This is a genomic window from Streptomyces sp. NPDC058663, from assembly GCF_042716745.1.
Classification (GTDB): Bacteria; Actinomycetota; Actinomycetes; order Streptomycetales; family Streptomycetaceae; genus Streptomyces.
In genome coordinates, this window is record NZ_JBHXRV010000044.1 from 14306 (window position 1) to 40947 (window position 26642).

General features: G+C 72.8%; 18 protein-coding genes. 11 read left to right on the plus strand and 7 right to left on the minus strand.

What is annotated here, in order from left to right:
- Positions 1–17: 17 nt before the first annotated feature.
- Positions 18–1538 carry a GT4 family glycosyltransferase PelF gene (gene pelF, locus ACFWVV_RS28210; protein ID WP_384344864.1) on the minus strand — a complete coding sequence of 507 codons (1521 nt, stop codon included), beginning with the start codon at positions 1536–1538 and terminating at the stop codon, positions 18–20.
- A gap of 89 nt (positions 1539–1627) precedes the next feature.
- Complete coding sequence (locus ACFWVV_RS28215) at positions 1628–3664, minus strand: hypothetical protein (RefSeq protein WP_384344867.1); 2037 nt, start codon at positions 3662–3664, stop codon at positions 1628–1630.
- 325 nt (positions 3665–3989) lie between these two features.
- On the opposite strand from ACFWVV_RS28215, the gene ACFWVV_RS28220 reads away from it, so the two are divergent.
- The 6 genes from ACFWVV_RS28220 (at position 3990) to ACFWVV_RS28245 (ending at position 13877) form a co-directional block, all read left to right on the plus strand.
- Positions 3990–5507, plus strand: a complete 1518-nt coding sequence (locus ACFWVV_RS28220; protein WP_384344869.1) for a leucyl aminopeptidase — start codon at positions 3990–3992, stop codon at positions 5505–5507.
- A 302-nt stretch (positions 5508–5809) separates the two neighbouring features.
- Entirely contained in the window at positions 5810–7198 is a 1389-nt protein-coding gene (gene lpdA / locus ACFWVV_RS28225) for a dihydrolipoyl dehydrogenase (protein WP_384344871.1), read from the plus strand.
- A gap of 77 nt (positions 7199–7275) precedes the next feature.
- A complete protein-coding gene (gene sucB / locus ACFWVV_RS28230; protein WP_384344873.1) occupies positions 7276–9087 on the plus strand; it encodes a 2-oxoglutarate dehydrogenase, E2 component, dihydrolipoamide succinyltransferase in 1812 nt (603 codons plus the stop codon).
- Between the two features lie 116 nt (positions 9088–9203).
- Positions 9204–9827 carry a GntR family transcriptional regulator gene (locus ACFWVV_RS28235; RefSeq protein WP_384344876.1) on the plus strand — a complete coding sequence of 208 codons (624 nt, stop codon included), beginning with the start codon at positions 9204–9206 and terminating at the stop codon, positions 9825–9827.
- Between the two features lie 266 nt (positions 9828–10093).
- Positions 10094–12763 (plus strand): pyruvate dehydrogenase (acetyl-transferring), homodimeric type, encoded by a 2670-nt coding sequence (gene aceE, locus ACFWVV_RS28240; RefSeq protein ID WP_384344879.1) that lies wholly within the window; start codon positions 10094–10096, stop codon positions 12761–12763.
- Between the two features lie 124 nt (positions 12764–12887).
- Positions 12888–13877: a helix-turn-helix transcriptional regulator gene (locus ACFWVV_RS28245; protein WP_384344882.1), complete on the plus strand. Its 990-nt coding sequence runs from the start codon at positions 12888–12890 to the stop codon at positions 13875–13877.
- A 193-nt stretch (positions 13878–14070) separates the two neighbouring features.
- Here ACFWVV_RS28245 and ACFWVV_RS28250 read toward each other — a convergent pair whose 3' ends face one another.
- Together ACFWVV_RS28250 and ACFWVV_RS28255 are read right to left on the minus strand one after the other, a co-directional pair.
- Positions 14071–14979, minus strand: coding sequence for an SDR family oxidoreductase (locus ACFWVV_RS28250; protein ID WP_384344885.1), 909 nt, complete (start codon positions 14977–14979; stop codon positions 14071–14073).
- Positions 14980–15098: 119 nt separating this feature from the next.
- Positions 15099–17150: a hypothetical protein gene (locus ACFWVV_RS28255; RefSeq protein WP_384344888.1), complete on the minus strand. Its 2052-nt coding sequence runs from the start codon at positions 17148–17150 to the stop codon at positions 15099–15101.
- Positions 17151–17381: 231 nt separating this feature from the next.
- Here ACFWVV_RS28255 and ACFWVV_RS28260 point away from each other — a divergent pair, with 231 nt between their 5' ends.
- The gene (locus tag ACFWVV_RS28260) at positions 17382–17900 is read left to right on the plus strand and encodes a DUF4240 domain-containing protein (RefSeq protein ID WP_384345112.1); all 519 of its coding nucleotides are present in this window, start codon (positions 17382–17384) and stop codon (positions 17898–17900) included.
- 183 nt (positions 17901–18083) lie between these two features.
- On the opposite strand, the gene ACFWVV_RS28265 is transcribed toward ACFWVV_RS28260, so the two are convergent.
- Both ACFWVV_RS28265 and ACFWVV_RS28270 read right to left on the minus strand, forming a co-directional pair.
- Positions 18084–19199 carry a PP2C family protein-serine/threonine phosphatase gene (locus tag ACFWVV_RS28265; RefSeq protein ID WP_384344891.1) on the minus strand — a complete coding sequence of 372 codons (1116 nt, stop codon included), beginning with the start codon at positions 19197–19199 and terminating at the stop codon, positions 18084–18086.
- A 148-nt stretch (positions 19200–19347) separates the two neighbouring features.
- Positions 19348–19875 (minus strand): GNAT family N-acetyltransferase, encoded by a 528-nt coding sequence (locus ACFWVV_RS28270; RefSeq protein WP_384344894.1) that lies wholly within the window; start codon positions 19873–19875, stop codon positions 19348–19350.
- Positions 19876–19931: 56 nt separating this feature from the next.
- Here ACFWVV_RS28270 and ACFWVV_RS28275 point away from each other — a divergent pair, with 56 nt between their 5' ends.
- Both ACFWVV_RS28275 and ACFWVV_RS28280 read left to right on the plus strand, forming a co-directional pair.
- Entirely contained in the window at positions 19932–20828 is an 897-nt protein-coding gene (locus ACFWVV_RS28275) for a TIGR01777 family oxidoreductase (RefSeq protein ID WP_384344898.1), read from the plus strand.
- A gap of 420 nt (positions 20829–21248) precedes the next feature.
- The gene (locus tag ACFWVV_RS28280) at positions 21249–22625 is read left to right on the plus strand and encodes an NAD(P)/FAD-dependent oxidoreductase (protein ID WP_384344901.1); all 1377 of its coding nucleotides are present in this window, start codon (positions 21249–21251) and stop codon (positions 22623–22625) included.
- Positions 22626–22918: 293 nt separating this feature from the next.
- On the opposite strand, the gene ACFWVV_RS28285 is transcribed toward ACFWVV_RS28280, so the two are convergent.
- The gene (locus tag ACFWVV_RS28285; RefSeq protein ID WP_384344904.1) at positions 22919–24382 is read right to left on the minus strand and encodes a regulator; all 1464 of its coding nucleotides are present in this window, start codon (positions 24380–24382) and stop codon (positions 22919–22921) included.
- Positions 24383–24621: 239 nt separating this feature from the next.
- On the opposite strand from ACFWVV_RS28285, the gene lipB reads away from it, so the two are divergent.
- The gene (lipB, locus tag ACFWVV_RS28290; RefSeq protein ID WP_384344907.1) at positions 24622–25431 is read left to right on the plus strand and encodes a lipoyl(octanoyl) transferase LipB; all 810 of its coding nucleotides are present in this window, start codon (positions 24622–24624) and stop codon (positions 25429–25431) included.
- 114 nt (positions 25432–25545) lie between these two features.
- A complete protein-coding gene (gene lipA / locus ACFWVV_RS28295) occupies positions 25546–26514 on the plus strand; it encodes a lipoyl synthase (protein WP_384344910.1) in 969 nt (322 codons plus the stop codon).
- The last annotated feature ends 128 nt before the right edge of the window (positions 26515–26642 follow it).

The window sequence follows — 26642 nt, forward strand, 5'->3', positions numbered from 1 at the left end:
CCGGCGGACCGGTGTGCTCACCAGGTGGACCCGTCCGCCGCCATCGCCCGCCACGGGTCGGGCAGCCGCAGCTGCATCGTCCACTCGGCCGGCAGTTCCTGGAGCACCGGCTCGGGCACGCCGTCCAGTTCCTCGTAGATGCCGCGGAAGCCCTCGATGGAGCGGCGCAGGGTGAACTGGTCGATGACCCGCTGCCGGGACGCCTCGCCGAGCCGCCCCCGCCGCTCGTCGTCGCGCAGCAGTTCCAGGGTGGCGCGGGCCATCGCCTCGGGTTCGCGCGGCGGGACGACGAGTCCGGTGTCGCCGACCGCCTCGCGCACTCCGCCGACGTCGGTGGAGATCGTGGTGCGGCCGCAGGACATGGCTTCGATGATGCTGAAGGGGAAGCCCTCGCTGATGCTGGAGAGCATCACGACGCTTCCCGCGGCGTAGGCGCGGGCCACGTCCGAGATGCGCCCCTCGTAGCTGATGCCGTCGCTGACGCCGAGCTCCGCGGCGAGCTTCTCCAGCTTCGTCCGGTACGGTTCGCCGCCCTCGGGCACTCCCCCGAAGAGCCTCAGGCGCAGGGCCGGGATCTCGGCGCGGCAGATCGCGTACGCCCTGACCAGGGTTTCCAGGTCCTTGATGGGGTCGATCCGGCCCGCCCAGCTCAGCGTGGGGACCTCCGGTTCGGGCCCCGCGTGCGGGAAGAGCTGGGGGTCGACGCCGTTGTAGACGGTGCGGATGCTGTCGGGGGAGGCGCCGCCGCGCTCCTCCCACCTGCGGTTGTACTGGTTGCAGGGGGTGATCAGGTCGGCTTCGCGGTAGCCGAGCGAGTTCAGCTCGCGGTAGAAGCCCAGCAGCAGGGCCTTGACGGGCCAGCGCTGGGCCGCCGAACGGTAACCGAGGTAGCGCTCGCGCAGATAGATGCCGTGCTCGGTGAGGAGGAAGGGGGCGCCGTCGAAGTGCTTGGCGGCGAGCGCGGGCAGGGTGGCAAGTCCGCTGCTGACCGCGTGGGCGATGCTGCCCTCCGGTATCCGGGCGCCGAGCGGGCGCAGCAGGTGGTCGAGGAGGTCGGTGGCTATGAGTGCGTCGTGCAGGGTGGGCCTGGCCCTGGCCGTGTCCAGGTGCGGCATGGTCCAGATCCAGGTCAGGGCGCGCAGCACGTCCTCGGAGCCCAGGGCTGCGGTGAGCCGCCCCTGCCGGGCGAGTTCGGCCAGTGCGTACAGCTCGCGGCCGAAGTCGCAGCCCGCCGACGGGTCCAGGACGGAGAGCAGGAACCGCTCGTAGCCGGCGAGGAACTCGCGCTTCTCCCGCCCCCGGGGCCGGGCGGAGCGGGAGCTGTCGGCCGCGCCCCACAGCGGGACGACGGTGTGCCGGTAGACGTTGGCCGGCAGCTCCCAGGTGACGGGTTCGCGCCCGCTGCCCGTGAGGGACACGACATGGAAATCGACGTCGGGCATGCCCCGCACCAGTTGGTCGCACCAGGTGCTGACACCCCCCTGGACATGCGGGTAGGTGCCTTCGGTGAGCATGCTGACATGACGCCCACGGCTCATGTTTCGTGTCCCCCCAGGACGAGTCGCCGACGGCTGGTGCCCTCGTGCGGTGTGCGGTGCGGTGGCCTGGCCGCGGGCCGCCGTCGGTGCTACGCGGTGACCGGCGGCAGCTTCAGTGTGACGGCGGACTGGAGAGATTCCGGCCCGGCCCACGCGGAGCGCGCTCCCGCGTACGGCGTCCCGAACGCGGCGGTGCCGAGCAGCAGTTGCTTCCTTGTGCCCTCCGGTGCGGTGACCGGCGCCACGACGCCCGCCGGTGCCTTGACGGTGACGGTGTCCCCGATGCGGTACGCGGTGACCGTGCCCGCCGCCAGCGCCTTGTCCCAGGCGGCGCGCCGGGTGAACTCCACACCGGTCTCGCGCTGGGTCGGGTTCACCACGGGTGCGTTGTCCGCGAACAGGGCCCGGTAGTCCCCCAGGGTCTTGTCCAGCACCGGGTAGAGCAGCCGCTCCTCCGCGAGGTTGGACTGGTGGACGTAGTGCGGGCGCGGGTCGTTGCCGACGACGTGGCTCAGTGCGGTGCGCGCTTCCTGGGGGACGATGTAGTCCTGGTAGCCGCCGGCGGTGTCGAGAGGTGCCGTCATGCAGGTGGAGGCCGGGTTGTCCTCGCAGGCGCCGCTGCCGCCGTCGGCCCTGCCGGTGTAGATCCAGTTGTACTCGTCGGTCATCTCGGCGGCGGTGCCCACGTTGTAGTACACGTTCATCGGGTGCCGGGGCACGGTCAGGGCGCTGCCCACGGCGCGCTGCTGCGGCTCGCGCGAGGCGTCGCTGGCGATCCACTTCACGCCGTTGTCGGCGAGCGCGGGGGCCAGGTTCGGGTTGTCCACGGGCTGCTGCGGGCTGGTCTTGAGCCCGGAGTGCTCACCGGTGACCAGCTCGGTCCTGTCGACCGCGATGCCCCTGGCGGTGGCCCACTTGTGGTTGTCGGAGATCTGCTTCGAGATCTCCGCGCGGCTCATCCACAGGGTCTTGCCCGTGGCGTCGGTGGCGCACTTCCACGGCACGACGGTGTTGTCCTGCTTGCAGCCGAGGAAGGGGTGCGTGTACGTGTGGTTGATCCAGCGGTACTGGGCCCTGTCGGCCACCAGCCGCGCGGTCAGCGCGTCGGTGCCGCCGTGCTCGGCCTTCCACTCCTCGCCCGCGCCGGCGTTGTACACCATGTCGAGCGTGAAGTTCTTCTCCTGCTGCCACTGGGCGGCGTACTGCGCGTCGGCCGCCGTCATGCGGATGGGATTGCCGCCTTCACCTTCACCGCCCTTGCAGTCGAAGTCGCCCGGGGTGCAGTTGAGCGCGCTGTCCCAGCGAGCGTCGGGGGCGAAGACGTCGTCGACGTGAACGGAGAAGTAGTTGCGGTTGCGTCCCAGGTGTACGCCCTGGGTCAGCCATTCGACGACACCGCGCGCCAGCACCCGGAACTGCCGCTGGTACTTGTTGTAGGCGAAGGTGACGACCAGTTCGCGGCGCCCGTCGTGCGCGTACTCGCCGACCAGGCTGCCGCGGGTGGCGGTACCGGTGGGCATGTCGACGTAACTGGTGAAGCCGGCCCGGGGGCGGGCCGCGTAGCCGTAGCTCTCCATCACCGAGGGCGAGTTGTCCTCGAACTTCAGCGGCCCGTCGAGGTACCCGAAGGGCCCGGCCTTCCCGGCGGCGGTGACGGTGGCGTCGACGCCGTCCATGGGGCCTGCGTAGCCCTCCTGGTCGGTGTAGTCGAGACCGACGCCCGGGTGCGCCCAGGTGTAGGCGTCGACCTGGCGGATCCCGAAGGTCTTCTCGTACGCGACGAGGGCGGAGGACTCCGGCGAACCGGCGCCGAACGGCGTCTCGTTGGGCAGGACCACACCCTGGTACTTGGCGCGCGGGCGGCCGTCGACGGTGTCGCTGAGGAACGCGGCGTCGATCACCGGGCGCCCCGCCGCCGCGAGGTCGAGCCGGGTGAACGGCACTCCGCTGCCGCGCAGTTCGTCCGTGATGGCCGACACGGCCTCCCCGCCGTCGTCGACGACGAGCACCTTCAGATCGATGCGCGGGGCCGCCTCCGCGGCCGTCGCACCGGTGGGCGGCAGCGCCAGCACCACGCCGAGCAGCCCGGCGGTCAGCAGCGCCGCCCCTGTTCTGCCTGCGCGCATCGCCCCCGACGTACGCCTCTGTCCTGCGATTTTCCCGTACGGCATCCCGTACTCCCCTCCCCCTCGAACGCTTCCGGACGACATCCTTGCGGACGCGTCACGGAAGAACTGTGGAAATCATGCAAAGCAATCCCCTGATCCCTTGCACGAACTTTCTGGAGTGTGACGCATCGCTCACGCTCCGCGCTCCCGAAACCTCGGAGAGACACCACTGATGAGTGAACCGGTCGCTGCCGTGAGCGAAGCACCCCCACGCGCGTAGGCTCGACCGACAGGCGCACACTCCCGCCACCACCAGGAACCCAGAAAGCGAGATTTCACCACAGTGACTGCTCTCACTCTCAGCACCTCCGGTGCCGCGACGCTGCGCGCCGACGCGCTCGTCATCGGCATCGCCAAGGGCCCCAAGGGTCCGGTCCTCGCCTCGGGCGCGGAGGCCGTGGACAAGGCGTTCGACGGAAAGCTGGCCTCCGTTCTGGAGACCCTGGGCGCCTCGGGTGCCGAGGGTGAGGTGACCAAGCTGGCCGCGCCGTCCGGTCTGAAGACCCCGCTCGTGCTGGCCGTCGGCCTCGGCCCGGTCCCGGAGAAGGACGAGACGTACGCCGCCGAGTCGCTGCGCCGCGCCGCCGGCGTGGCGGCCCGCGCGCTGACCGGCACGAAGAAGGCGGGCTTCGCCCTGCCGGTCGGGTCCGTCGAGGACGCGGAGGCCGTCGCCGAGGGCGCGCTGCTCGGTGCGTACGCCTTCACCGCCTACCAGGAGGACAAGGGCGACAAGGGCGAGAAGCTGCCGCTCGCCGAGATCGCCGTGCTCGGCGCGAAGCCGCGCGACAAGGCGTTCAAGGCCGCCGCCGAGCGCGCGAGTGCCGTCGCCGAGGAGATCAACCGGGCCCGCGACCTGGTGAACACCCCGCCGAACGACCTCTACCCCGAGTCGTTCGCCGCGGTCGCCCAGGCCGCCGCCAAGGAGCACGGCCTCAAGATCCAGATCCTCGACGAGAAGGCCCTCGTGAAGGGCGGCTACGGCGGCATCCTGGGCGTCGGCGCGGGCTCCGCGCACGGTCCCCGCCTGGTGCGGATCTCCTACACCCACGCCAAGGCGGAGAAGTCGCTCGCCTTCGTCGGCAAGGGCATCACCTACGACTCGGGCGGCATCTCGCTCAAGCCGGCCGGCCACAACGAGACGATGAAGTGCGACATGGCCGGCGCCGCCGCCGTGTTCGCCGCCGTCGTCGCGGTCGCCCGTCTCGGCCTCAAGGTGAACGTCACCGGCTGGCTGGCGCTCGCCGAGAACATGCCGTCCGGCACCGCGACGCGCCCCGGCGACGTGCTGCGCATGTACAGCGGCAAGACCGTCGAGGTCCTCAACACGGACGCCGAGGGCCGCCTGGTACTGGCCGACGCGCTGACCCGCGCCTCGGAGGAGAACCCGGACGCGATCGTCGACGTCGCCACTCTGACCGGCGCGATGATGATGGCGCTGGGCAGCCGCACCTTCGGCATCATGGGCAACGACGAGTCCTTCCGCACCGCGATCCACGAGATCGCGGAGGAGGTCGGCGAGCAGTCCTGGCCGATGCCGCTCCCCGCCGAGCTGCGCAAGGGCATGAACTCCGACACCGCCGACATCGCCAACATGGGCGAGCGGATGGGCGGCGGCCTGGTCGCCGGTCTGTTCCTCCAGGAGTTCGTCGGCGAGGACATCGCCTGGGCGCACCTGGACATCGCGGGCCCGGCGTTCCACGAGTCCGCCCCATTCGGGTACACCCCCAAGGGCGGCACCGGATCCTCGATCCGCACCCTGGTCAAGCTGGCGGAGCGCACCGCCGCCGGCGACCTCGGCTGACGGATCCGTGCGGGGCCCCGGGCGGATCAGGCCGGGGCCCCGTGTGCGCGTATGTACCGTTTCGCCCTCAACGAAATATTTGTCACCACGTACGCGCTGGTAACTCAGAGGCACTCCGGGCGGGCGGTCCACCGCCCGTCCCGGAACCCGGCCCGGCGTCCCGCCATCCGTGAACAAGTGCGAAGATGGTTCACCGGCAGGACAGGGCCCCCACCACAGGGCCGAACAACAAGCGGCCGTACACCCCCGCCGACCGGTCATGCGATGACCGGCGACCGGCGCACATGCATGGAGGACGTGACGTGGCGAACGACGCCAGCACCGTTTTCGACCTAGTGATCCTCGGCGGTGGCAGTGGCGGTTACGCCGCGGCGCTGCGCGGAGCCCAGCTGGGCCTCGACGTCGCACTGATCGAGAAGAACAAGCTCGGCGGCACCTGCCTGCACAACGGCTGCATCCCGACGAAGGCCCTGCTGCACGCGGGCGAGATCGCCGACCAGGCGCGCGAGTCCGCGCAGTTCGGCGTGAAGGCCACGTTCGAGGGCATCGACATCGCGGGCGTGCACAAGTACAAGGACGAGGTCATCTCGGGCCTGTACAAGGGCCTCCAGGGCCTGGTCGCCTCCCGCAAGGTGACGTACATCGAGGGTGAGGGGCGGCTCTCCTCCCCGACCTCCGTCGACGTGAACGGCCAGCGCGTCCAGGGCCGCCACGTGCTCCTCGCCACCGGCTCCGTACCGAAGTCGCTGCCGGGCCTGGAGATCGACGGCAACCGCATCCTCTCCTCGGACCACGCGCTCACCCTGGACCGCGTCCCGGAGTCGGCGATCATCCTGGGCGGCGGCGTCATCGGCGTCGAGTTCGCCTCGGCGTGGAAGTCCTTCGGTTCGGAGATCACCGTCATCGAGGGCCTCAAGCACCTCGTGCCGGTCGAGGACGAGAACAGCTCGAAGCTCCTGGAGCGCGCGTTCCGCAAGCGCGGCATCAAGTTCAACCTGGGCACCTTCTTCCAGAGCGCCGAGTACACCGAGAACGGTGTCAAGGTCACCCTGGCCGACGGCAAGACCTTCGAGGCGGAGGTGCTGCTGGTCGCGATCGGCCGCGGCCCGGTCTCGCAGGGCCTCGGTTACGAGGAGCAGGGCGTCGCCATGGACCGCGGCTACGTCCTGGTCGACGAGTACATGCGCACCAACGTCGAGACCGTCTCCGCGGTCGGCGACCTCGTCCCGACCCTCCAGCTCGCGCACGTCGGCTTCGCCGAGGGCATGCTGGTGGCGGAGCGTCTCGCCGGTCTCAAGACCGTGCCGATCGACTACGACGGTGTCCCGAAGGTGACGTACTGCCACCCCGAGGTCGCCTCCGTCGGCATCACCGAGGCCAAGGCCAAGGAGATCTACGGTGCGGACAAGGTCGTCGCTCTGAAGTACAACCTGGCCGGCAACGGCAAGAGCAAGATCCTGAAGACCGCGGGCGAGATCAAGCTCGTCCAGGTCAAGGACGGTGCCGTGGTCGGCGTCCACATGGTCGGTGACCGGATGGGCGAGCAGGTCGGCGAAGCGCAGCTCATCTACAACTGGGAAGCCCTGCCGGCCGAGGTCGCGCAGCTCATCCACGCGCACCCGACGCAGAACGAGGCGCTCGGAGAGGCCCACCTGGCCCTCGCCGGCAAGCCGCTTCACTCCCACGACTAATACGGTCGAACACGACCGGCCGGTCAGTCCGCTGGGCGCGACGACCACCACATCTTCCGTTAGGAGCAACTGAAACCATGTCGGTTTCCGTAACCCTGCCGGCGCTCGGCGAGAGCGTCACCGAGGGCACCGTCACCCGCTGGCTCAAGGCCGAGGGCGAGCGCGTCGAGGCCGACGAGCCGCTGCTCGAGGTCTCGACCGACAAGGTCGACACCGAGATCCCGGCCCCGGCCGCGGGCATCCTGGCCTCCATCAAGGTCGCCGAGGACGAGACCGTCGAGATCGGCGCCGAGCTCGCGATCATCGACGACGGCACGGGCGGTGGCGAGGCCGCCGCCGCGCCGGCCGCCGAAGAGGCTCCGGCTGCCGAAGAGGCTCCGGCCGCCCCGGCCCAGGAGGAGGCCCCGGCCGCCCCCGCCGCCGAGGCCCCGAAGCAGGAGGAGGCTCCCGCACAGGAGGCCCCCGCCGCTTCGGGCTCCGCCGAGGGCACCGACGTCACCCTTCCGGCGCTCGGCGAGAGCGTCACCGAGGGCACCGTCACCCGCTGGCTGAAGGAGGTCGGCGAGGAGGTCTCCGAGGACGAGCCCCTCCTCGAGGTCTCGACGGACAAGGTCGACACCGAGATCCCGGCCCCCGTCTCCGGCGTTCTCCTGGAGATCGTCGTCGCCGAGGACGAGACCGCCGAGGTCGGCGCCAAGCTGGCCGTCATCGGCGCGAAGGGCGCGGCCCCGGCCGCCGCTCCGGCTCCGGCCGCCCCCGCCCAGGAGGCGCCGAAGCAGGAGGCGCCCCAGCAGGAGGCTCCGAAGCAGCAGGAGGCTCCGAAGCAGGAGGCCCCCGCCGCTCCGGCACCGGCTCCGGCCGCACCCGCCGCTCCGGCACCGGCCCCCGCGGCTCCGGCCGCACCGGCTCCGGCCGCTCAGCCCGCCGCCCCGGCCCCGGCTCCGGCCGCGACCTCGGGTGACGACGGCGCGTACGTGACCCCGCTGGTCCGCAAGCTCGCCGCCGAGAACGGCGTCGACCTGGGCCAGGTCAAGGGCACGGGCGTCGGCGGCCGTATCCGCAAGCAGGACGTCGTCGCCGCCGCGGAGGCCGCCAAGGCTCCCGCTCCGGCTCCGGCCGCCGCTGCTCCCGCCGCGTCGAAGGCCCCCAAGCTGGAGGCCTCCCCGCTGCGTGGCCAGACGGTCAAGATGACCCGCATGCGCAAGGTCATCGGCGAGAACATGATGAAGGCGCTGCACGGCCAGGCGCAGCTCACCTCGGTCGTCGAGGTGGACATCACCAAGCTGATGAAGCTGCGTGCGGCCGCCAAGGACTCCTTCGCCGCCCGCGAGGGCGTCAAGCTGTCCCCGATGCCGTTCTTCGTCAAGGCGGCGGCCCAGGCGCTGAAGGCCCACCCGGTCGTCAACGCCCGGATCAACGAGGACGAGGGCACGATCACCTACTTCGACACCGAGAACATCGGTATCGCGGTGGACTCCGAAAAGGGTCTGATGACCCCGGTCATCAAGGGGGCGGGCGACCTCAACCTCGCCGGCATCTCCAAGAAGACGGCGGAGCTCGCGGGCAAGGTCCGCGGGAACAAGATCACCCCGGACGAGCTGGGCGGCGCGACCTTCACGATCAGCAACACCGGCTCGCGCGGTGCGCTGTTCGACACGGTCATCGTTCCGCCGAACCAGGTCGGCATCCTCGGCATCGGTGCCACCGTCAAGCGTCCCGTGGTCATCAACCACCCGGACCTGGGCGAGACCATCGCGATCCGCGACATGACCTACCTGGCCCTCTCCTACGACCACCGTCTGGTGGACGGCGCCGACGCGGCCCGTTACCTGACGACGGTCAAGGCGATCCTGGAGGCCGGCGAGTTCGAGGTCGAGCTCGGCCTGTAGGGCTCCCCTCGGTACGTGTGCGCCCCCGCCCGGGTCCTTTCCGGGCGGGGGCGCCGCCGTATGGTTACCCCGCGCGCGGTTGTCCGGCGTGCCGGTTGTCCCCGAAGGAGCACCTCATGACCCCGCCCGTCGTCCACTCGCTGCGCGAGCAGATCCGCGAGCACATCGTGGAGGGGATCGTCAGCGGGCGCTGGAAGCCGGGCGAGCGGATCGTGGAGCGGCGGATCGCCACCGAGCTCCAGGTCAGCCAGACACCCGTGAGGGAGGCGCTGCGGGAGCTGGAGACGCTGCGGCTGATCGAGTCGGCGCCCAACAAGGGCGTACGGGTACGGAATCTGACGGCCGCCGATCTGGAGGAGAGCTACCCGGTGCGGGCGGGCCTGGAACAGATCGCCGCCGAGCTGGCCGCGCCGGTGCTCGCGGACGACGTGTCGGCGCTGGAGCCGCACGTGGTGGCGCTGTACGCGGCGGACCGGGCGGTGGACGGGACCGCTCAGGTGCGGCACACCGTGGGTTTCCACCGGGAGCTGGTGCGGGCGGCGGGCAACGGGGTGCTGCTGCACACCTGGGAGGGGCTGGGCATCGAGGTGTTCACCGCGCTGTCGATCCGGTGGCTGGGGACGGTGCAGAAGTCGTACGCGGAGGAGCACGAGGCGCTCGTGGACGCCTTCCGGAGGCGGGATCCGCGGATCGGCGAGCTGGTCAAGGCCCATGTGCTCGGATGTGCGCCGCGCGCGTGAGACGAGCGAGGTGGCGCCCGGATTGTCCCGATCGGGACTTTTGGCACTGACACCTCGTGCCCACTTTCGTGGCACGGAATGCCTATTTCGGTCCACGGGAGAATTTTTTGCTCCCAAACTTTGATCGATCATCGATCAGTTGCTTACAGTCGACGACGGACCTCATCCGGTCCGCACCCCGGGTCCCGTCCTGCCAGACACAGACCCCCGCACCACCCCTGTTCCACCTCTTCACCCCACCCCCTCCTTTACCGGAAGGCGGCGTCATGACCGACTCCGTACGCAACCGTCCGAGCGAGCTCGACCAGCTCCCGGACCGCGACACCGAAGAGACCGCCGAATGGGCGGCCTCCCTCGACGCCGTCGCGAAGGCCGCCGGTTCGAACCGTGCCGAATACCTGATGCGCCGCACCCTCCAGCACGCCGAGGCCGCCGGTCTCGCGCTGCCCAAGCTGCTGGAGACGGACTACGTCAACACCATCCCGACCGCCTCCGAGCCCGCCTTCGACGGCGACCTGGAGATGGAGAGCCGGATCACCGCCTGGAACCGCTGGAACGCGGCGGCCATGGTGACCCGCGGCTCCCGGTACGGGGTCGGCGGCCACATAGCCACCTTCGCCTCCGCGGCCTGGCTGTACGAGACCGGCTTCAACCACTTCTTCCGCGGCAAGGAGGGGGACGGCTCCGGCGACCAGCTCTACATCCAGGGCCACGCCTCCCCCGGCATCTACGCGCGCGCCTTCCTCGACGGCCGCCTCAACGAGCGGCAGCTCGACAACTTCCGGCAGGAGGCGGGCGGCGACGGCCTCCCCTCCTACCCGCACCCGCGCCGGCTGCCCTGGCTGTGGGAGTTCCCCACCGTCTCCATGGGCCTGGGCCCGCTGTCCGCGGTCTACCAGGCGCGGTTCAACCGCTACCTGGAGAACCGCAGCATCAAGGACACCTCGAACTCCCACGTCTGGGCGTTCCTGGGCGACGGCGAGATGGACGAGCCCGAGGCGACGGCGGCGCTCACGCTGGCCGCGCGCGAGGGCCTGGATAACCTGACCTTCGTCATCAACTGCAACCTCCAGCGCCTGGACGGTCCGGTCCGCGCCAACTTCCGCGTCGTGCAGGAGCTGGAGGGCGCCTTCCGCGGCGCCGGCTGGAACGTCGTCAAGACGCTCTGGGGCTCCGCCTGGGACGAGCTGTTCCAGCTCGACACCACGGGCGCGCTGGTGCGCCGTCTGCGGGCCGTCCCGGACGCCCAGTTCCAGACGTACGCCACCCGTGACGTGGCGTACATCCGCGAGCACTTCTTCGGCGCCGAGCCCGCCCTCAAGCAGCTCGCCGACGTCCTGACCGACGCGAAGATCGCCGAGTGCTTCCACACCTCGCGCGGCGGCCACGAGGCCCGCAAGGTGTACGCGGCGTACAAGGCGGCCGTCGAGCACAAGGGCGCGCCGACCGTGATCCTCGCGCAGACGGTGAAGGGCTACACGCTCGGCCCGACCTTCGAGTCGCGCAACGCCAACCACCAGATGAAGAAGCTCACCGGCAAGGAGTTCCGCGCCATGCGCGACCTCCTGGAGCTGCCGATCCCGGACGCGCAGCTGGACGACTCGCTCGTCCCCTACGGCCACCCGGGCGCCGACTCCCCCGAGGTCCGCTACCTCCAGGAGCGCCGCGCGGCCCTCGGCGGCCCGGCCCCGGCCCGCCGGGTGCACCCGGTGGCGCCGCTGCCGATGCCCGCCGAGAAGTCCTTCGCCGCCCTGAAGAAGGGTTCCAAGCAGGGCATGGCCACCACCATGGCGTTCGTCCGCCTGGTGAAGGACCTGATGCGCGACAAGGAGACCGGCAGGCGCTGGGTGCCGATCGTCCCCGACGAGGCGCGCACCTTCGGCATGGAGGCGCTGTTCCCCTCGGCCGGCATCTACTCGCCGCTCGGCCAGACGTACGACCCGGTCGACCGCGACCAGCTGATGTACTACAAGGAGGCCAAGGACGGTCAGGTCCTCAACGAGGGCATCACCGAAGCCGGGGCCATGGCGGACTTCATCGCCGCGTCGACCGCGTACTCCACGCACGGCGAGACGATGATCCCGTTCTACATCTTCTACTCGATGTTCGGCTGGCAGCGGACCGGCGACCAGATGTGGCAGCTCGCCGACCAGCTCGGCAAGGGCTTCATCGTCGGCGCGACCGCGGGCCGCACGACGCTCACCGGTGAGGGCCTCCAGCACGCGGACGGCCACTCGCACCTGATCGCCGCCACCAACCCGGCGTCGCTCAACTACGACCCGGCGTTCGCCTACGAGGTCGCGGTGATCGTCCAGGACGGTCTGCGGCGGATGTACGGCGAGAAGCCGGAGGACGTCTACTACTACCTGACGGTCTACAACGAGCCGATGCCGCAGCCCGCGATGCCCGAGGGCGTCGAGGAGGGCATCGTCCGCGGTCTCTACCGCTTCAAGGAGGCCGCTGCCGCTCCCGCGGACGCGCCGCGCGCCCAGCTGCTCGCCTCGGGTACGGCCATCCACTGGATCCTTCAGGCCCAGGAGCTGCTGGCCGCCGACTGGAACGTGCACGCGGACGTGTGGTCGGCCACCTCGTGGGGCGAGCTGCGGCGCGACGCGCTGGAGGCCGACGAGGCCCTCCTGCGCGGCGAGCAGCGGATCCCGTACGTGACGCAGGCCCTTGCCGACGCGCCCGGTCCGGTCGTTGCGGTCAGCGACTGGATGCGTCAGGTCCCGGACCAGATCAGCCAGTGGGTCGAGCAGGACTACACCTCGCTGGGCACGGACGGCTTCGGCCTCTCCGACACCCGTGAGGCGGCCCGCCGCCACTTCGGCGTCGACGCGCAGTCGATCGTCGTGGCGACGCTGGCCCAGCTCGCGAAGAAGGGCACCGTCCCGGCTTCGCAGGTGAAGGAGGCCCGCGAGCGGTACGGCCTCTGACGGCCTGCCCGTCCCTGTCCGGCCGGTGCCCCGCACGCCCTGTGCGTGCGGGGCACCGGCCGTCCTGGCACGTGCCCCGCGCGTACCGGGCACCGGCCCTTCGCCGTCCCGCATGATGTGGGGCATGCGCGCTGCACGGCTGATCAAGATGGTGCTGCTCCTCCAGTCCCGGCCGATGATGACCGCCGCCGAGCTGGCCAGGGAGCTGGAGGTCTCCGAGCGGACCGTCACCCGCGACGCCCAGGCCCTGTCCGAGGCGGGCGTCCCGGTGTACGCGGACCGGGGCAGGACGGGCGGCTACCGGCTGATCGGCGGCTACCGCACCCGCCTGACGGGGCTCGCCCGCACCGAGGCGGAGGCCCTGTTCCTGTCCGGACTGCCGGGCGCGCTGCGGGAGATGGGCCTCGAGGACGCGGCGTCGGCGGCCCGGCTGAAGGTCTCCGCGGCGCTGCTGCCCTCCCTCAGGGACGCCTCCGCGAACGCCGCGCAGCGCTTCCACCTGGACGCCCCCGGCTGGTACCAGGAGCCCCGCACCCCCCAGCTGCTGCCCGCGATGGCGGAGGCGGTGTGGGGCGACCGGGTGGCCGAGACCCGCTACGGCCGGCCCGACCGCGAGGTGGCCCGCCGGCTGGAGCCCTACGGCCTCGTCCTCAAGGGCGGCATCTGGTACGTGTGCGCGCGGACGGAGTCCGGTGACGTACGGGTCTACCGGCTGGAGCGCTTCACCGCGGTGACCGTCACCGACGAACCCTTCGTACGGGACGAGGACTTCGACCTCCCGCGGTTCTGGGAGGAGCGGGCGGCGGAGTTCAACCGTTCGATCCTGCGCGCGGAGGCGGTGCTGAGGCTGACTCCGGCCGGCGCCCTGGCCCTGCCCCGGGTCACGGACCCGGTGGCCGCCCGGGAGGCCCTGGCGGCCGCCGGCCCGCCGGACGGGCGGGGCCGGGTGACCGTGACCGTACCGGTGGAGTCGGTGGACGTCGCGTACTCCCAGTTCCTGGGGCTGGCGGCGGAGGCGGAGGTGCTGTCCCCGCCGGAACTGCGCGCGCTGCTGGCCGGCGCGGCCCACCGGATGGCGGAGCTGTACGGCGGCCCGGCCGGCTCCGGCGAGTGAGGGCGCGCGGGCGGGCAGTGCAGGCCCGGCCGGGGACCGGGGGCACGCGGTGCCGCACCGCCGGGCGCACGCGATGCCGCACCGCCGGGCGCACGCGGTGCCGTACCGCCGGGCGCACGCGGTGCCGCACGGCCGGGCGCACGCGATGCCGCACGGCCGGGGCTCCCGCCCCGCGCCCCGGCTGTGCGTGCTCTCAGCGGTAGTCCTCCGCCGACACCGCCTCCCCCGCCGTGAACGGCTTGAGGAATCCCCACGCGTCCGGCTGCGACCCGTCCGCGTCGCGCACCCCGTACTCCTTGGCCAGCTGTCCGCTGGAGAGCGACTGCCCGTTCCACCGCGCCCGCTCCGGGTCCGCGGCGAGTGCCGCGATGCCCCGGCCGACGTAGAGCGGTGACTCCGCGATGGCGAAGGCGGGCTCCTGGGCGATCGCGTCGCGCCAGTTCGCCTCCGTCACCCCGAAGTGGTCCAGCATCTGCTCGGAGCGGAGGAATCCGGGGGTGACGGAGACCGCCGTGCCTGCGACGTCCTTGAGGTCGTGCGCGAGGTTCGAGGCCATCCGGATCGGGGCGTTCTTCGCCAGGTCGTAGTAGAAGTTCTCGCGGAACTCCTTGTTCGTCTCGGCCGTGCCGTCGGTGATCTCGACGACGAGTCCGCCCTCGTGACGCACCAGCAGCGGCAGGGCGCAGCTGCTGGTGATGATGTGGCTCCTGACGCCGAGCTCCAGCATCCGCAGGCCGTGCGCGAGTTCGGTCTCCCACATCTTCTTGCCGAACTCGACCAGGTGCTCGCCGCCCCAGATGTCGTTCACCAGGACGTCGAGCCGGCCCCGCTCCCGGTCGATGCGCTCGACCAGTGCGCGGACCTGGTCCACCTCCAGGTGGTCGGTGGGGACGGCGATGCCCTCGCCGCCCGCCGCCGTGACGAGTTCCGCGCTCTCCTCGATGGTCTCCGTCGTACGGCCGACCTCGCTCGCCTTCGCGCGGGTGGTGCGGCCGGTGACGTAGACCGTGGCGCCCCGAGCGCCGAACTGGACCGCGATGGCCCTCCCTGCGCCCCGGGTGGCTCCTGCGACCAGTACGGTCCTGCCGGTCAGATCGCCCATGGTGTGCTCCTTCGTCGTCCTGGTGCGGTACGACCTTCGTCGTCCTCGTGCGGTACGACCGAGCATTCCTGCCCAACCGGACAGCTCCTGTCCGGTTTTCCGGCGGGCCGCGAGGAACTTCAGCGCAGCCCCGGCAGCCGGGATCCGTCCGCCGTCCGGGCCAGGAGCTCCGCCTTCACCCCCTGCGGTGCCCGGACCGCGAGGAACGGTCCGGCGGCGGCGGCCCTCACCCCACCGCTCGCCTCGACCCTGGTGACCTTCCTGCTGCCCGCGGCCAGCAGGTACCAGGCGCCCGACTTCGGCGCCCGCCAGCCGGCCCCGGCGACCACGTGCTGGCCGAACCGGCTGCACGACGCGGTGTCGCGCACCGCGGCGACCGGCACACCGGGCGCGGTCGGCGCGGTCCCGGGCAGCTGGAGCTGGACCAGTACGCGGCCGGGGCCCCGCCAGGTGTCCGCACGGGTGCACACCCAGTCGGCCCGGCCCGCCGCCTCGGGGAGGGTCTGCTGGGCGTACACCCAGTTGTTGACGGCCCGTACGCCCGCGCCGCGCAGCGACGGCAGGTGGCAGGCGGTGCGCGCCCAGCTCCGCAGGGCGGAGGCACCGGTCGCCTCACGCGGCTGCCTGGCGGGAGCGCCGCTGCCCGGCGGCGGGGTGTACGTCAGGTGTACGGGGGCCAGGTCGCCGAGGTCGGTGAGGAGGAACGCGTGCTTCTCGACGATCAGCTCGGAGGAGCGGAGCTGGAGCACCGGCCAGGAGTCGCAGGTCCCGCTCGCGCCGGGGCGGGGCACCGGGTCCGTGACGCCGTCGCCGCGTACGTCCAGGCCGCGGCCGGGCGCTCCCGGCCTGAGCAGGTCGCGGGTGGTGCTCTCGTCGATCCAGGGGGCCAGCAGGAAGCGGGTGCGGGCGCCGTCGCGGGTGACGACGAGGGCGGCGCCGGTGACCACGTCGGCGTCGTCGGTGCGGACGAAGTCGAGCGCCGGGGCCTGCTCCGCCCCGGGGGGTCCGGCGGGCTCGGCGTAGCGGACGGTGCGGTCGCCGTCGTTCAGCAGGACGACCGAGGTGCCGTCGACGTCTCCCGCGTACAGCAGCCGGGGCGGCCGGGTGGGAGGTTCCGTTCCGGTGCCGGGGGTGCTGGTGAGGCGCACCGCGGGGGCCGGGCTCGACCACACCTTCAGGGCGCGGCCCAGCAGGGCGGTGTCGTCCTTGCGGTCGCCCCTGGCGGGCCAGACGGTGAAGTCGACGCGTGAGGTGTCGGCCCACTCCTGGCTCCCGGCGCGCACCAGGTTCGCGGGGTCCAGAACCCGTTGGGCTATGGAGGCGTTGACGGGGCCGGTGGCCGCGGCCCGCCGAGCGGAGTCCCCCGTGCCGTCCCGCAGCACGAGCGGCAGGGTCGCGGCCGCCACCGCGGCCACCACGACCGCCGCCGCGGCGGTACGGACGCGGTGGCGGCGGCGCAGCAGGTCCGTGGGGCGGGTGTGCACGAAGCAGGGGTCGAACTCGCCGGACAGCAGCGGGTGCCGGGCTCCGGCGCTCCCCTCCCGGTCCTGCTCCCCCAGGGCCTGCCTGCCGAGGCGCTCGGCGGTGCGTACCGAGAGGGCGGGCTCGGGGGCGCCCGCCTCGGCGAGGAGGGTGCGGGCCGCCCCCTCGTCCAGGCCCTCCACGCGGCGCAGGGCGAGAGCTGCGCGGGTGGCGGCGTCGGCCCCGGACAGGGCCTGTTCCAGGGTGAGTTCGTCGGCGCCGCCCGCGGCGGGGAAGATCCGCAGCCCCCAGACGGCGGGCAGCGGATGGCGCAGCGTCCCGGGCCCCGGGCCCCTCCTGGGCCACCAGCCGGGGCGCTTGCCGTACGCGAGGGCCTCCCGCAGGACCCGGGCCCGGAGGGTGGCGTACGCGGCGCTGTGGGGGGCGGAGGCCGGTGGGGCGGGGCCGGTGCGCGGGGCGGGGACGGGCGGGCTCTTGCGCGTCCGGCGGGCCGGGAGGGCGCGCTGGACGATCCCGTGGGCGGCCAGGACCCTGCGGTGGCGGCCGAGTGAGGGCGCGAGGGTGATAAAGGCGAGCCGGACCAGGCGCGGGTAGTGCTCGACGAGTGCCGCTTCGGCCTGTTCCACGCTGAGTGGGGGCCGCGGGGCGGCGGCCCGGGCCGCCGGCTCCGTACGGTCTTCGGTGTCCATGGCGGGGGCATCCCCTTCGCGAGTGAGTGTGTGTGCGTCGCTTTGCCCTTCAAACGAGTGAATCTTGGGACGGTCACACGAAGTACCCACCGGAAGTGGTGTGTCTCGAACGGGAGGCCGCCCGGACCGGCATCGGCGAACGCCACCAGCGGGAACGTGAGTAACGAGACAGCTGTGATCCGGGCTCTCCGCGTGCGCCGCACCCGCCGAAGCCCGATGCTGTACCTCGTGATGGACGAGACGGAATTCTGGGAGATGGTCGACAGCACCCGCGAGGCCGCCGGGGGCGACCCCGAGGACCACGCCGACCTGCTGGTCGAAAGGTTGCTCCAGTCGGACCCCGACTCCGTGCTCGACTTCGCCAGACACTTCGAGGTGCGCTACAACCGCGCGTACCGGTGGGATCTGTGGGGGGCGGCGGTCGTGCTGCTCGGCGGCGCGAGCGACGACGCGTTCGACTACTTCCGGTGCTGGCTGATCGGCCAGGGCCGGGAGGTCTTCGAGGGCGCGCTGCACGAGCCGGACGACCTGGCCGCTCTGCTGGACGACTTCGACGACGAGCTGGACGGGGACGGCGAGGAGCTGGGGTACGCGGCGGACGAGGCGTACGAACAGCTGACGGGGTCGGTGGCGCCGGATCTGGGGGTGCCGGCCCAGAGCGCCGAACCGGAGGGGACGGCCATCGACCTGGACGACGACGCGGCGCTCGCGGAGCGCTACCCCCAGCTCTGGGAACGCTTCGGCGACTAGCCCGGCTCCGCGAAGACGACCGGCCCGGCTCCGCGAAGACGACCGGCCCAGCTCCGCGAAAACGACCGGCCCAGCTCCGCGAAGACGACCAGCCCAGCTCCGTGAACGCCGAGGCGACCGCCTCTGCCGTCTTTAGGCCTGCCCCCACCCTCCGTCTGCCCGGGCCCCCGCGCCCGGGCAGACTCAGTTCCGGCCTTCGGGGCAGTTCTCCGGGTCCGGCTCCACCAGCAGGAGCGCCACGTCGTCCTCGACCCGTACCGCGAACCGCACCAGGTCGCGCTGGACGGCCTCCGCCAGGTCGCCCAGGTCTCCGCCGGACGGGCCGAGTGCCTCGAGCCGGTCGGCCAGGGGGTAGAACTCACCGGCCGCGTTGCGGGCCTCGGTGATGCCGTCGGTGTGGGCCAGGATCCGGTCGCAGGGCTCCAGCGGTACGACGGTGACCGCCGGCGGGCCGATCCCGGTCAGCCCCAGTCCCAGCGGCGGCGCGGGGTCGAGGCACATCTCGCTGACCCGGCCCCCGCGCAGCAGCAGCGGCGGCGGGTGGCCGCAGGAGACCACCCGTACGGACAGGCCGTCCTCGGCGAACTCCATGAGCACGGCGGTCGCGAACAGCTCCGCGTGCTCCACCCGCGCCGAGTCGACGACCAGGCGCCGGTCCAGCCGGGCGGCCACCGCGGGCAGGTCCGCGTCGTCGAGCGCCGCCTCGCGGAAGGCGCCGAGGAGTGCGGAGACGGTGGCGACGGCGCCCGGCCCGTGCCCCTCCACGTCGGCGAGCACCGCACGCACCCCGTTCGGTCCCGCGCGCACGTCGTACAGGTCCCCGCTCACCAGGGCGCCCAGCTCGGCGGCGCGGTAGAGGCCGAAGCAGTGCACCCGGCCGACCGTCTCCGGCAGCGGGGGCAGCACGGCGAACTGGGCGACCTCGGCGGCCGTCCCGACCGTCACCAGCCGGGCGTCCCTGCGGGTGCGCGACCAGGAGATGACCACGCTCGTCGCGCAGAGCAGCACCAGGGAGAGCAGCACTCCGTCGCGGTGCCCCCAGTCGTCGCCGCCGTGCAGCGCGAAGAGGGCGACCACCACCCCCACGGCCGCCGTGCTCAGCGGCCCGTACAGCAGGGCGGAAAGGGGCGGCAGCGCGGCGAGGTAGTAGCTCAGCTCCACCTCGTCGGGGGTGACCCGGTCGGCCACCATCAGCACCACGATGACCGCCACGGGCAGCAGCCGCAGCCAGAGCGGCGCCCTCTCGCCCCTGAGCCATCGGGGGACCTCGTCCCCCCGTCGCGCGCGGACCGAGCTCATCGCGCTCAGGGCTCCTCGGGGCCGACGACAGGGACAGCGGGCGACGCGCGCGGGAGTCGTCCCGTACGCGCAACCCTGCTGATCACTATGCCCGCGCCGTCCCCTTCGCGCCGTTCGGGATCGGCGGGGTGCGGTGCCCCTCCGCCGGTCAGCCGTCCTGGACCGGGCGTCCCATCAGTACGTCGTCCACGTACGCGCCGCCCAGGTAGAACTCGCCGGGCAGCACGCCCTCCACCACGTAGCCCTCCGCCTCGTACAGCGCGCGTGCGGGCGCGTTGTGGCCGAGCACCCGCAGGGTGATGCGCCGGGCGCCGCGTCGCGCGGCCTCGGCGCGCGCGGCCCGCACCAGCAGCCGGCCGATGCCCCGGCCGCGGGCGTGCTCGGCCACGGCGAGGCCGTTGATCTGCAGGACGTGCATGTTGCAGGCGAGCGGGGTGGGGTGCACCAGGCGGACGTAGCCGCAGAGTTCGCCGCCGGGCGTGTCCTCGGCGACCAGGACGTCCTCGGGGCGGTGGCTGTCGTCGAAGTACGGGCCGTACGGCGGCTCGGGCAGCGGTGTCACGGCGTGCAGCGGGGACCAGGTCTCCCGGTCGAGCCGGCCGAGTGCCACGTCGTCGGCGGCGGTGGCGGGGCGTATCGAGGGAGCGGCGGGGCGCGGGGGCGCGGGCTCTGACATGGCGGTCACTGTGCCACGGCGCGCACGCGTGCCCGGTTCCGGGGCAGGATGACCCCATGCGGATCGCCATCACCGGCTCGACGGGCCTCATCGGCACGGCACTGACACGCTCCCTGCGCGCGGACGGACACGAGGTGGTGCGTCTCGTACGACGCCCGGCCAGGTCCCGGGACGAGGTGACCTGGGACCCGAAGCGCAGTTACGTCGACACCCGCGGGCTCGTCGGGTGCGAGGCGGTGGTACATCTGGCGGGTGCGGGCATCGGCGACCACCGGTGGACCGATGCGTACAAGCGGGAGCTGCGGGAGAGCAGGCTGCTGGGCACCTCCGCCGTCGCGGAGGCGGTCGCCTCGCTCGACGTGCCGCCGCGGGTGTTCGTCAGCGGTTCCGCGCTCGGCTTCTACGGGGAGACCGGCGAGCGGAAGGTGGACGAGGACGCTCCGCCCGGTGACGGGTTCCTGCCGTCGCTCTGCGTGGACTGGGAGGAGGCCGCGGCCCCGGCCGAGGAGGCGGGGATCAGGACGGTGTTCCCCCGGACCGGCCTGGTCGTGGCGCGGGAGGGCGGGGCCTGGGGCCGGCTCTTCCCGCTCTTCAGGGCGGGCCTGGGCGGGCGGCTCGGCAACGGCCGCCAGTACTGGAGCTTCATCGCCCTGCACGACGAGGTGGCGGCGCTGCGGCACCTCCTCGACACCGAGTCGCTGTCCGGCCCGGTGAACCTGACCGCCCCCGAACCGGTCACCAACCGGGAGGTCACGGCGGCGATGGGGCGGGTACTGCGCCGGCCCACGCTCTTCGCCGTGCCGGAGCCCGTGCTGCGGGTCGCCCTCGGCGAGCTGGCGGACGACGTGCTGGGCAGTCAGCGGGTGGTGCCGCGCAAGCTCCTGGACTCCGGGTTCTCGTTCGCTTTCCCGGCGGTCGACGACGCGATCGGGGCGGCGCTGCGCAGCGGGTGAGGAACGGGCCGGGCGGCCGGCCACGGGCCGCGGCTCAGAAGCGGCCGAGGCGGGGGCCATGAGGCACTGCTGCCGTGTGGGCCGCTGCTGACGGGTGGGCTGCCGCGGGGGCCGTGGACCACTGCCGCCGTGTGGGCCGCTGCGGGGGCCGCCGCTGACGGTTGGGGCCGCCGCGGAGGCCTGCGGCGTGTCCCCGCAAGCGGCCGAGGAGCGTCCCGTAGCAGGGGCGCACGGCCGCGTCCACGGTCCGGTTCCGCCCGTCGCGTGCGACCGCCGTGCACCGGTGCCCGGCCGGTGCGCGCCTGCCGGAGAGGGTGTGCCGACTTCTACGCTGCACCCCCGGCGCGGGCATTCCGCACGGCTGTTCGGGGCATGAGCCCTGCACCACAGCCCAGCCGGGCCGACCTCGGGGAGGGGCACGTGCTCACCACAGCACACCATGCGGACGTCGTCGTCGTGGGGGCCGGGGTCGCCGGACTCTGCGCGGCCCACCAGCTCATCGGCGCAGGTGTCACCGTCAGGGTCCTGGAGGCCGCCCCCCGCGTGGGCGGCCGGATGTCCACCGAACGGATCGACGGGTTCCGGCTCGACCGTATCGGTCAGGTCCTCAGCACCGCGTACCCGGAGCTGACGCGCACTCCGGGCCTGGAGGGGCTGGTGCTCCGCCCGTTCGCCCCGGGCGTGCTGGTCCACAGCGAGGGCCGCCGCCACCGGGCGGGCGAGACCGGCGGGGTACGGAGCGCGCGGGGCGCACTCACTGCGGCGCGCGCCCTCGCGAGCGCCCCCCGGGGTGCCGGGGGCCGCGCAGGTACGCATCCCCGGGCCGGGCTCCCCGCGCAGTCCGGGGCGGCCCGCCCGCTGGGCGGTCCGCTCGACCAGGCGCGGCTCGGCGCCGCCCTGGGCCGGTTCGCGACCACCCCGGTGGACCGGCTGCTCTCGCGGCCCGAGCTCCCGGCGCTGGAGGCCCTGACCCGCCGGGGTCTGCCGTCCCGCACGGTCGACGGCTTCCTGCGGCCCCTGCTCTCCGCGTTGCTCTGCGACCCCGCCCTCACCACCTCCAGCCGGTGCGCCGATCTCGCACTGCGCGGCTTCGCCCGCGGCCGGCTCTGTCTGCCCGAGGGCGGAGCGGCGACTCTTCCCGAGCTGCTGGCGGCCGCCCTGCCGCCGGGCACCGTACGGACCGGGGTGCATGTCACCGGGGCGTCGATCTCCTCGGTCACCACCGAGGAGGACGGCGTACTGGGCTGCCGTTCCCTCCTGGTGGCGACCGGGGCGCGGACCGCCGCCGAACTGCTGCCCGGGCTGCGGGTGCCCGGCTTCCATCCCGTCACCGTGCTGCACCACACAGCCGAATCGGCGCCCCCGACCGGCTCCGCCCTGGTCCTGGACGCCGACCGGAGCGGCCCCGTCTCGCACACCGCCGTCGTCAGCGCGGTCGATCCCACGCGGGCGCCCGACGGCAGGGCGCTGATCTCCTCCACGGTCCTGGGCACGCCGGGCCCCGGCCTCGCGGACGAGGCCCGCGCGCACCTGGCGCGGCTCTACGGCACGCCGACGGACGGCTGGGAGCTGCTGGCCGTCCACCACGACCCGGAGGCGGTGCCGGCCATGCCCGCACCGCACGACGTGCGGCGGCCGGTGCGGCTGCTGTCCGGTCTGTACGTGTGCGGCGACCACCGCGAGACGAGCACCGTGCAGGGCGCCCTGCACTCGGGCCGCCGCGCCGCCCGGGAGATCCTCCGCGACTTCGGCATCCGCCCCGGCTACGCGGCCGACGAACTGCGCGGGGCCGCGTAACCGGCGGCCGGTGTGCGGAACCCGCCGCTCCGCACAACTGGCGGCAGGTGCCCGGTGTCTGCCACTGCGTGTAACCGGCGGCCGGTGCGCGGAGCCCGCCGCTCCGCACAACTGGCGGCAGGTGCCCGGGGCCCGGGGTCTGCCACTGCGCGTAACCGGCGGCCGGTACGCGGAGCCCGCCGCTCCGCGTAACCCGCGGACGGTGCCCCGGGCCCGCCGCCGTATACAACGGCTCCGCGCACCCCCGGCCGCCGCCGGAACCGGGCCGTCAGCCCGGGCCCGCAGCCGGGCCGTCAGCCCAGAGCGGCGACCCGGTCCCGGTAGCCCCGGACCGCGGCGGCGTCCCGGTAGGGCTCCAGCCTGCGCTCGAACTCCCGCACGTACTCGGTGGCGCGGGCGGACCGCATCTCCAGGGCCTGCTGGGCCGCCTCCGCGCCGAGCGCGCACGCCTGGTCCAGTTCGCCGAGGCCGAGTCTGGCCTGGGCGAGCACCACCCGGCAGAACAGCCTGCTGCGCGCGTAGCCGTGCGGGCGCAGTTGCAGGGACTTCTCGGCGTGCTGTGCCGAGGCCCGGTACTGCTGGAGGTCCCGGTGGCAGTGGCCGAACTCGTCGGCGAGCTGTGCCTCGTCGAAGAACGACGCCCAGTGCGGTACGTCGTCCCCCGGCCTGGACGCCTCCATCGCCCGCTCCGCCCGCACCAGCGAGGACGTGCAGGCCCGCACCTCGCCGAGCACCCCGTGCCCGCGCGCCTCCACCGCGTGCAGCAGGGCCTGGACGACCGGCGGCGCGGAGGCGCCGACGCCCTGCTGGGCGACCCTGGCCAGCTGGACGGCCTCGCGCCCGTGGCCGAGGTAGACGGCCTGGCGGCTCATGGTGACCAGCACGTAGGAGCCGTACGCCCGGTCGCCCGCCGCCTGCGCGAGCCGCAGCGCCTGCACGAAGTAGCGCTGGGCGAGACCGTGCGCGGCGATGTCGTACGCGGTCCAGCCGGCCAGCCGGGTCAGATCGGCGGCCGCGGAGAACAGCCGCCGCCCCGTGGCCTCGCCGTAGACCCCGCGGAGCATGGGTTCCGCCTCGTGCTCCAGATAGCGCACGAGGGCCTGGCGGGCGTGACCGCCGCCGTAGGCGTGGTCCAGGGTGCGGAAGAGTTCGGCCACCGAGCGCAGGGCGGCGATGTCGCCTCCGGTGACCCGCTGCCCCGGCCCCCGGTCGGTCTGCCGCTGCCGGGGCATCGCGAGGACCGGCCTGCCCTGGGAGGGGACCCGGGCGGCAGCGGCGGCCACGCCCGGCGGCGGCTCGGCGCCCCGGCCCACCCGGTCGTCCGCCCGCCCGATCAGCCAGTCCCTGCTGGGGACCACCAGACCGGCCGGGGTGAACGCGATCTTGCGCAGTTCCGCGTGGCTGCCGGAGTCCTTGCGCCAGAGGCCGCTGACGATGTCGACGGCCTCCTCGGGGGTGGCCGCGAATTCGAGCCCGGCATAGACCGGGGCGCACGCGTCCAGGCCCAGGTCCTGGGCGGACAGCCGTCTGCCCAGGCGGCGGGTGAACACCTCGGCGATGAGCGCGGGGGTGGTGCCGCGGGGCTGCTGGCCGCGCAGCCAGCGGGTGACGGACGTCTTGTCGTACCGAAGGTCCAGGCCGTGCTCCAGTCCCAGCTGGTCCACGCGTCGGGCCAGCCCTGCGTTGGAGAATCCCGCTTCCGCGATGAGCGCGGCGAGCTGTCGGTTGGGGATGCGCTGCGGAGGTCGTTCCGTCATCAGCTCTGAGCTCTCCTGCCTTCCGGGCCCCGGCTGGCAGCCCTCATGGAACGGCGCGAATTTAGCGATCCTGGGCCCGCCAACAGGCCTCTGCGCCTCTGCTTCATCCGATCGTGTGACGATTCCTTGAAGGCGCTGACGGAGATCCCGGCCTGCGCCCTGTCCTCGCCCTGCCACCGGGGCGCGGTCCTGGCCGCCGTACAGTGGCTGGGGCGTGGCGATACGAAGGAGACACCACCGTGAGTGAGCTGCGGTTTGTCCGATGGGGATTCGGCGGCGATGCCGTCGAGTACCGGGAGGCCTGGCAGAAGCAGCGTGAGGTGCACGCCGCCCGGTTCGCGGACGAGGTGCCCGACACCTGTCTGCTCCTGGAGCACCGGCCCGTCTACACGGCGGGGCGGCGCACCGCCGACAGCGAGCGCCCCCTGGACGGGACTCCCGTGGTGGACGTGGACCGCGGCGGCAAGATCACCTGGCACGGCCCCGGGCAGCTGGTCGGCTATCCGATCCAGAAGCTGCCGCGCCCGGTCGATGTCGTCGCCCACGTGCGGCGTCTGGAGGACGCGCTGATCCGCACCTGTGCCGACTTCGGCCTGGAGACCACCCGGATCGAGGGGCGCAGCGGGGTGTGGGTGCTGGGCGACCCCGTCGAGCGGCGTCCGGCGATCGGCGGCCTCTCGCTGGACTTCGACCCCCGGCTCTCCGACCCCGAGTTCGACGCCCGGCTGAACGGCCCCGAGTACGCGCCGTCCAACGCCGGTCAGCGGCGCGAGGACCGCAAGCTGGCGGCGATCGGCATCCGGGTCGCCAAGGGCGTCACCATGCACGGCTTCTCGCTGAACGTGAACCCGGACAACACCTGGTTCGACCGGATCGTGCCCTGCGGCATCCGGGACGCCGGGGTCGCCTCGCTCGCCGGTGAACTGGGCCGGGAGATCACCATCGGGGAGGTGCTGCCGGTGGTGGAGAAGCACCTGCGCGAGGTGATGGCCGGGGCCGCCCTCGCGCCCCGCGTGGTGGAGAAGGCTCCCGAGACGGCCTCCGCCTAGGGAATGCGCTTGTCCGGCCGCAGGTTGTCCGGACGTAGAGCCGCACAAATATCGGGCGTACCCTGGTGTCCGCCGAGGAATCGAAGCCGTTTTTGGCAAAAGGGAGTGCTGGACGTGTCCGCTGTCGCACCCGACGGTCGCAAGATGCTGCGCCTGGAGGTCCGGAACAGCCAGACCCCCATCGAGCGCAAGCCCGAGTGGATCAAGACCCGGGCGAAGATGGGTCCCGAGTACACCAAGATGCAGGCCCTGGTGAAGGGCGAAGGACTGCACACGGTGTGCCAGGAGGCTGGCTGTCCCAACATCTACGAATGCTGGGAGGACCGCGAGGCAACCTTCCTCATCGGCGGCGACCAGTGCACGAGGCGCTGTGACTTCTGCCAGATCGACACCGGCAAGCCCGAGGCGCTGGACCGTGACGAGCCGCGCCGCGTCGGTGAGTCCGTGGTCACCATGGACCTGAACTACGCCACCATCACCGGCGTCGCCCGCGACGACCTCGAGGACGGCGGCGCCTGGCTGTACGCGGAGACCGTGCGCCAGATCCACCAGCAGACGGCCGGGCGCGAGCTGGGCCGCACCAAGGTGGAACTGCTCGCCCCCGACTTCAACGCGGTGCCCGAGCTGCTCGACGTCGTCTTCGAGTCCCGCCCCGAAGTCTTCGCGCACAACGTGGAGACGGTGCCGCGCATCTTCAAGCGGATCCGCCCCGGCTTCCGTTACGAGCGTTCCCTCGACGTCATCACGAAGGCCCGCGCGGCCGGCCTGATCACCAAGTCGAACCTGATCCTCGGCATGGGCGAGACCCGCGAAGAGGTCAGCGAGGCACTGCGCGACCTGCACGAGGCGGGCTGCGAGCTCATCACCATCACCCAGTACCTGCGCCCCTCGCCGCGGCACCACCCCGTCGAGCGCTGGGTGAAGCCGATGGAGTTCGTCGAGCTGAAGGACGAGGCCGACGCGATCGGCTACTCCGGTGTGATGTCCGGGCCGCTGGTCCGCTCCTCCTACCGCGCGGGCCGGCTGTACGGCCAGGCGATGGAGCGCCGCGGCACTCCGGTGGCGGCATCGCCCGCGGTGTGACCACCATGTGAATCCCGGCACAGCACGACGGTGCCGGCTCCGGCCGCAAGGACGCGGTCCGTACCGCTCCCGCAGGTCGGGGCGTCGTACGGGCCGCGGCGGTGTTTTCGCCCGTACGGTCAAGGTTT

Excerpts from the sequence above, each read along its gene's own strand:
- pelF (WP_384344864.1), bottom strand. The coding sequence starts at position 1,538 with ATGAGCCGTGGGCGTCATGTCAGCATGCTCACCGAAGGCACCTACCCG.
- ACFWVV_RS28215 (WP_384344867.1), bottom strand. The coding sequence starts at position 3,664 with ATGCGCGCAGGCAGAACAGGGGCGGCGCTGCTGACCGCCGGGCTGCTC.
- sucB (WP_384344873.1), top strand. The coding sequence starts at position 7,276 with ATGTCGGTTTCCGTAACCCTGCCGGCGCTCGGCGAGAGCGTCACCGAG.
- ACFWVV_RS28235 (WP_384344876.1), top strand. The coding sequence starts at position 9,204 with ATGACCCCGCCCGTCGTCCACTCGCTGCGCGAGCAGATCCGCGAGCAC.
- aceE (WP_384344879.1), top strand. The coding sequence starts at position 10,094 with ATGACCGACTCCGTACGCAACCGTCCGAGCGAGCTCGACCAGCTCCCG.
- ACFWVV_RS28245 (WP_384344882.1), top strand. The coding sequence starts at position 12,888 with ATGCGCGCTGCACGGCTGATCAAGATGGTGCTGCTCCTCCAGTCCCGG.
- ACFWVV_RS28250 (WP_384344885.1), bottom strand. The coding sequence starts at position 14,979 with ATGGGCGATCTGACCGGCAGGACCGTACTGGTCGCAGGAGCCACCCGG.
- ACFWVV_RS28255 (WP_384344888.1), bottom strand. The coding sequence starts at position 17,150 with ATGGACACCGAAGACCGTACGGAGCCGGCGGCCCGGGCCGCCGCCCCG.
- ACFWVV_RS28260 (WP_384345112.1), top strand. The coding sequence starts at position 17,382 with ATGGACGAGACGGAATTCTGGGAGATGGTCGACAGCACCCGCGAGGCC.
- ACFWVV_RS28265 (WP_384344891.1), bottom strand. The coding sequence starts at position 19,199 with ATGAGCTCGGTCCGCGCGCGACGGGGGGACGAGGTCCCCCGATGGCTC.
- ACFWVV_RS28270 (WP_384344894.1), bottom strand. The coding sequence starts at position 19,875 with ATGTCAGAGCCCGCGCCCCCGCGCCCCGCCGCTCCCTCGATACGCCCC.
- ACFWVV_RS28275 (WP_384344898.1), top strand. The coding sequence starts at position 19,932 with ATGCGGATCGCCATCACCGGCTCGACGGGCCTCATCGGCACGGCACTG.
- ACFWVV_RS28285 (WP_384344904.1), bottom strand. The coding sequence starts at position 24,382 with ATGACGGAACGACCTCCGCAGCGCATCCCCAACCGACAGCTCGCCGCG.